Below are 6,227 nucleotides of genomic sequence, written 5' to 3'. Positions count from 1 at the left end.
GGATCGGGGAGGGGGTGTAGCGGGCCGCTTCCGGGTTGGCGTCGACCAGCTTCTGGACCTGGGCGATCACGTCGGAGACCTGGGCCTCGGCCGCGCCGATGAAGGCGGAGCGGTCGACCAGGGCGGCGTCGAGGGCGGCGCGGTCCAGGGGCATGCGGTCGTCGGCGGCCAGGCGGTCCAGCAGATCGGGCTCGCGGCCCTGCTCACGCATGGCCAGGGCCACGGCCACCGCGTGCTCCTTGATGACCTCGTGGGCGGTCTCGCGACCCACGCCCGCGCGCACCGCGGCCATCAGCAGGCGGGTGGTGGCCAGGAAGGGCAGGTAGCGGTTGAGCTCGCGGTCCACCACGGCCGGGTAGGCGCCGAACTCGGCCAGCACGGTCAGGAAGGTCTCCATCATGCCGTCGATGGCGAAGAAGGCGTCCGGCAGCGCGACCCGGCGCACCACCGAGCAGAACACGTCGCCCTCGTTCCACTGCGCGCCCGCCAGCTCGGCGCCCATCGAGGCGTAGCCGCGCAGCACCACCTGCAAGCCGTTGACGCGTTCACACGAGCGGGTGTTCATCTTGTGCGGCATGGCCGAGGAACCCACCTGGCCGGGCTGGAAGCCCTCGGTGACCAGCTCGTTGCCCGCCATCAGGCGGATGGTGTGCGCGAACGAGGACGGTCCCGCGCCCACCTGCACCAGCGCGGAGAGCACATCGTGGTCCAGCGAACGCGGGTAGATCTGGCCGACGCTGGTGAAGACGTTGGCGAAACCGAGGTGCCCGGCCACCTTCTGCTCCAGCTGCGCCAGTTTGGCCGCGTCGCCGCCGAGCAGATCCAGCATGTCCTGGGCGGTGCCCATCGGGCCCTTGATGCCGCGCAGCGGGTAGCGGTCGATCAGCTCCCGCACCCGGGTCAGCGCGATCAGCAATTCGTCTGCGGCGGAAGCGAATCGCTTGCCCAGCGTGGTGGCCTGCGCCGCCACATTGTGCGAGCGGCCCGCCATCACCAGGGTCTGGTACTGCGCGGCCCGCTCCGCCAGCCGCGCGGCGATCGCGACACCGTGGTCGTACACGTGCTCGAGCGAGAGCCGGATCTGCAGCTGCTCCACGTTCTCGGTGAGGTCGCGCGAGGTCATGCCCTTGTGCACGTGCTCATGCCCGGCGAGCGCGTTGAACTCCTCGATGCGGGCCTTCACATCGTGGCGGGTGACCCGCTCGCGCTCCGCGATGGACGCCAGATCGACCTGGTCGATGACCCGCTCGTAGTCCTCGACGACCCCCGCCGGAACCTCCACCCCCAATTCGGCCTGCGCTCGCAACACCTCGAGCCACAACCGGCGCTCCAGCACGATCTTGTGCTCGGGCGACCACAGATGAACCAACTGCGGACTGGCATAGCGAGTGGCGAGAACGTTAGGCACGAAGGTCACGTTTTGCCAGTTTACCGGTGGGTTTCCCGCCGGTTTGCCCCAGTATCGCCACCCACAGCCCGACTCCCGGCCCGCACCCTGTTTGCTGTCCCGCACTTGGGGTTTCAGCCATCCGCCAAATTCTGGCGGGGTTTCAGGGCTGGCCCCCGAGCCGTTCCTCCATTGGGGTTTCAGGGGCTTGCCCCTGAGAGTCCCGAGAGGTGGGTCATGCCGGTGGGGCGACGATGTCGATGATCTCGAGCAGTGCCACCCGGGCCATGCGGCGCGGCTGAGGGTCGAGTTCACCGAGCGCGGTCACCACCGCCCCATCGACTACCGCCACCAAGCGGCGGGCCTGTTCCGCGCGCACGATCCGATCGGAGCGCCGCAGCACGTCGGCGAGCAGCTCGTCGAGCTGCGCTCGTAGTCGGAGCTGCACCTCGCGTAGTTCCTTGTGCCGGGCCGAGGCCACCGACCGCTCGTACCGGGCGATGAGCTGCCCGCGGGCGTCCTCGTCCTGAATCTCCGGACCCACCAGCAGGTCCAGCACGAGTTCGACGGTGGCGTCCGCGCCGCGGCGGCGATGCGTCACCTCACCGACGCGGCGGCGCATGGCATCCAGTTCGGCATTGCCGGAGAATTCGACCGCGCGGGCGATCAGATCCTCCAGCGATTCGAAGTAGTAGGTGGTCGACGCGAGCGGCAGATCCGCCCGGGTCGCCACCGAGCGGTGCCGTACCGCCTCGAAGCCGCCCTCGAGCAGTAGCTCGGCGGCGGCACAAACCAGCGCTTGGCGACGCCGTTCGCCTTTCGGAGTCGTCGCAGTGGTCACGGTGCAATCGTGCCAGTCATCTTCGACGCTGTGTGCATTTTGCCCACCGCGTTCAAACTGCTTGGCAGATCAGGCCAAATACCGTTCCAACCGGTCGAGTGCCTCTTCGATGTCGGCACCGGCTCCGGCGAACGAGAAGCGAACTGTGTGATGGCCGTTGCGGGTGTCGAAATCGATGCCGGGGGCCAGCGCCACACCGGTGGCATCGAGCACCTCGGTGCACCAGCGCATCGAATCATCGGTCAGGTGGGCGATATCCGCGTAGGCGTAGAACGCGCCATCGGCCGGGGCCAGGTCGGTGATGCCGAGTTTCGGCAGCCCGGACAGCAAGAGCTGACGGTTTGCCGCATAGCGCCGCACATGACCGTCCAGTTCTGTTTTCGACTCGGCGCTGAAAGCGTGCACGGCCGCAAACTGGGAAATAGCGGGCGGGCACACGGTCATATTGGAAGCCAAGCGCTGCAAGGCCGGACGCAAAGATTCCGGCACCAGCATCCAGCCGAGCCGCCAACCCGTCATGGAGAAGTATTTCGACACCGAACCGATCACCACCGCCTCGCGCGAGGTCTCCCACGCCGACGAGGTCGGTTCGGTCTCCTCGTCGTAGACGATGCCGTGATAGATCTCGTCGGAGATGAGCAGCGTCCCGTGCGCGTCACACCAGCGGGCCAGCGCCGCCAGCTCGGCGGGCGCGATCATGGTGCCGGTCGGATTGGCCGGGCTCGCCACGATCAAGCCCGCGGGCGGTTCCGGTAGCGCCTCGAGCATCGCCACGGTCGGCTGGAACCGGGTCTCCGGGCCGCAGTCCAGCTCCACCACGTCGCAGCCCAGCGCCGTCAGCGTATTGCGGTAGGCCGGATACCCCGGCCGGGCCACCACCACGGTGTCGCCGAGGTCGAACGCGGCCAGGAAGAGCAACGTGAACGCGCCGGACGAACCGGTGGTCACCACGACGTCCTCGGCACTCACCGCCACCCCGTAGGTGTCGCGATGATGCCCGGCGATGGCCTCCCGCAATCCCAGGATCCCGAATGTCTCGGTATATCCCAGCAATTCGCTGTCCATGGCGGCCTTCGTGGCCCGCAATACCGCCGCCGGAGCGGGCGTCGACGGCTGTCCCGCAGCCAGCACCAGCACATCTCCGTGAGTCCGGGCCCGTTCAGCTGCTGCTTTCCAGACGTCCATCACGTAAAAAGGTGGAATGGTCGACCGGCGAGATTCGATACGCACCCGACAGACGGTAGAGCACCCGCTCCCCCGGCTGTCCGGGAACGGTCGTGCGAATGCCTGAGGAGGGCACAGTGCAGGGGGGACCAGCAACCACCGGGAACACCCCGGAGGCCGACCCGCACCCACCCGAACCCGGCCGGACCGACGAGACCGCAGACCCCACTCGCGCCGAACCGGCGGGCAGCTATACGCCGGGACTGCGGTCGTACCTCGCGTACGAATCGCGGCCGTCTCGGATCCGGGAGTTCCTCGACGAGGCCGGGCGAGATCTGCGCACTTTCGCGCGACAGGTCGTTGCCTGGCTGCGGGTGACCGCGCCGCTCGTAGGGGCTTGGGTAGGCCGGATGTGGCGGGAGCGGCCGCGGTCGTGGGGTGAGGCGGTCGAGCTGGCGGGGCGGGGGCGGGCCGAGGCGCGGCGGCGGTGGCCGACGGTGCGGGCGTGGAGCATTCAGCATCGGGTGTTGATCGGGGGGATGGTCGCGGTGCTGGTGTTCGCGGGGGCGGACGGGGCGCTGGGGTTGACTCCGACCGATGCGCCGGTGAGTCCCGGTGTGGCGCTGCGGGTTCCGGTGCAGTTCCCGCTCCAGGTGCAAGCCACGCCGGAGACGTCGAAACGGTATCTGGACGCCATCGCCAACGGGGAGCACCTGCGCGAGCAGGCGGTGGTGTCGGCGGCCGCGGCGTCGACACTGGAGCGGGCCAAGGCGGAGGCCGCGGCCGCGGTGGCCGGGCAGCCGCAGCCGTGGATGACCCCTGCGCCGGACAGTTCGCTGCCGCCCGGCTTCGTGATTCCCGGCCTCGGCGGGTTCGCGCTGCCCGCGAAGGGCGTGTTCACCTCCGGATTCGGCGCGCGCTGGGGCACCTTCCACGCGGGCATCGATATCGCGGCTCCGATCGGCTCACCGATCTACGCGGTCGCGGCGGGCACGGTCATCGACGCGGGCCCGGCCTCCGGTTTCGGGCTGTGGGTGCGCATCCGCCACGACGACGGCACCATCTCCGTCTACGGGCACATGTACGACTTCTCGGTGTCGGTGGGCGAGCGCGTCCCGGCGGGTCTGCAGATCGCCCGCATCGGCAACCGCGGCGACTCCACCGGCCCGCACCTGCATTTCGAGATCATCATCGGCGGCCAGCACGTCGACCCGCAGCCCTGGCTGGCCGCGCACGGCATCATCATCGGATAAACGACTACGCCGCCAGGTAATACGACAGCGCCCGCCCGAACTCGGTTCGGGCGGGCGCTTTTTCGACCGTCGTGTCAGACCTGGGCCGGGATGCTGATGCGTCCTTCTTCGGCCGCCAGCCCGATGTCGGAGCGGAAGTGGCCACCCGGCAGCTTGATAGCGGCCAGCCGGTCGTAGGCGTTCTTACGCGCCTCGGCGAGATCCGCACCCTGCCCGACGATGGCGAGCACGCGGCCACCGGCGGAGACCAGCGCACCGTCCTCACGCTGCGCGGTACCCGCGTGCATGACCTCGGATTCGGTTCCGGTGCCGGTGGATTCGGCCCCGGTGATGACATCGCCGCTGCGCGGGCGTGCCGGGTAGTTCTCGGCGGCCAGCACCACGGTGACGGCCGAGCCGTCCTTCCAGCGCGGCGCGGCCACCTGGTCGAGGGTCCCGGTGGCGGTGGCGTGCAGCAGCTCACCGAGCGGGCTGTCGAGCAGCGCCAGCACGGCCTGCGTCTCGGGATCGCCGAAGCGGCAGTTGAATTCGATCACCGCGGGCCCGGCCTGGCCGACCGCGAGACCCGCGTACAGCAGGCCGCTGAACGGCACGCCCCGGCGAACCATCTCGGCCGCAACGGGTTTCACCACATCGTCGACGATGGCCTGCAACGTCTCGTCGGGCAGCCACGGCAGCGGCGTGTACGCGCCCATGCCACCGGTATTGGGCCCGGTATCACCGTCGCCGACGCGCTTGTGGTCCTGGGCGGGCAGCAGCGGCACCACGGTCTCGCCGTCGACCAGGCAGAACAGCGACACCTCGGGTCCGTCGAGGAAGGACTCCAGCAGCACCGGATGCCCCTGCTCGAGCAGTTCCGCGCCGTGCTCGCGCGCGACCGAGCGGTCCGCGGTCACCACGACGCCCTTGCCCGCGGCCAGCCCGTCGTCCTTGACCACCCAGGTCGGCCCGAAACGATCCAGCGCCGCGTCCAATTCGCCCGGGTGATCGACGATCTCGCTGTGCGCGGTCCGCACGCCGGCGGCGTTCATGACGTCCTTGGCGAAGGCCTTCGAGCCCTCGATGCGCGCCGCGGACGCGGACGGCCCGAAGGTCGGGATCCCGGCGGCCCGCACCGCGTCGGCCACGCCGAGCACCAACGGCACCTCGGGTCCGATCACGACCAGGTCCACGCCCAGCTCCTGCGCCAGCGCGGTCACCTCCGCCCCGGAGGAGGCGTCGACGGCACGCACCTGCGCGTGTTGGGCGATGCCCGCGTTGCCGGGCGCGGCGTAGACCGCGGTCACCGCCGGGTCCTTCCGCAACGCCAGGACGAGGGCATGTTCACGGGCTCCGGAACCGATGACGAGTACGCGCACGGCAGACAGCTTAAAGGGCTGGCCCGCGGTGACCGGTAGCGGTCTGTCGAGCGTTCGCGCGAGGGCGAACATCCGCGCGTAATGTCCCCCACATGGCTTCTGTTTTCTCCGCAATCATCAACGGTCAGCTGCCGGGCCGGTTCGTCTGGGAGGACGAGGAATTCGTCGCCTTCCTGACGATCGCCCCGGTCACCCAGGGACACACGCTGGTGGTGCCGCGCCAG

Annotated in this window: 6 protein-coding genes; 2 read left to right on the top strand and 4 right to left on the bottom strand. The window is 69.5% G+C overall.

Translation table 11 applies throughout. The annotated features are described in order from the left end of the window. The 3 genes from purB to ACWELQ_RS34890 all read right to left on the bottom strand — a co-directional run. Window positions 1-1,417 (bottom strand): adenylosuccinate lyase (gene purB, locus ACWELQ_RS34900; RefSeq protein ID WP_452401282.1); only part of this gene is annotated, 1,417 nt, incomplete at its 3' end. Window positions 1,418-1,622: 205 nt separating this feature from the next. Further along, window positions 1,623-2,228, bottom strand: a complete 606-nt coding sequence (locus tag ACWELQ_RS34895; protein WP_452401281.1) for a TetR/AcrR family transcriptional regulator — start codon at window positions 2,226-2,228, stop codon at window positions 1,623-1,625. A 69-nt stretch (window positions 2,229-2,297) separates the two neighbouring features. Next, window positions 2,298-3,458: a pyridoxal phosphate-dependent aminotransferase gene (locus ACWELQ_RS34890; RefSeq protein WP_452401280.1), complete on the bottom strand. Its 1,161-nt coding sequence runs from the start codon at window positions 3,456-3,458 to the stop codon at window positions 2,298-2,300. Between the two features lie 71 nt (window positions 3,459-3,529). On the opposite strand from ACWELQ_RS34890, the gene ACWELQ_RS34885 reads away from it, so the two are divergent. Beyond that, window positions 3,530-4,645, top strand: a complete 1,116-nt coding sequence (locus ACWELQ_RS34885) for a M23 family metallopeptidase (protein WP_452401279.1) — start codon at window positions 3,530-3,532, stop codon at window positions 4,643-4,645. A 74-nt stretch (window positions 4,646-4,719) separates the two neighbouring features. On the opposite strand, the gene purD is transcribed toward ACWELQ_RS34885, so the two are convergent. After that, window positions 4,720-6,003, bottom strand: coding sequence for a phosphoribosylamine--glycine ligase (gene purD / locus ACWELQ_RS34880; protein ID WP_452401278.1), 1,284 nt, complete (start codon window positions 6,001-6,003; stop codon window positions 4,720-4,722). A 92-nt stretch (window positions 6,004-6,095) separates the two neighbouring features. Between purD and ACWELQ_RS34875 the strand changes: the two genes are divergently transcribed. Then, window positions 6,096-6,227 (top strand): HIT family protein (locus ACWELQ_RS34875; RefSeq protein ID WP_452401283.1); only part of this gene is annotated, 132 nt, incomplete at its 3' end.

This window comes from Nocardia sp. NPDC004722 (genome assembly GCF_053601505.1).
The sequence above is the reverse complement of the archived record's forward strand: the minus strand, read 5'-3'. Positions and strand labels throughout refer to the sequence as shown.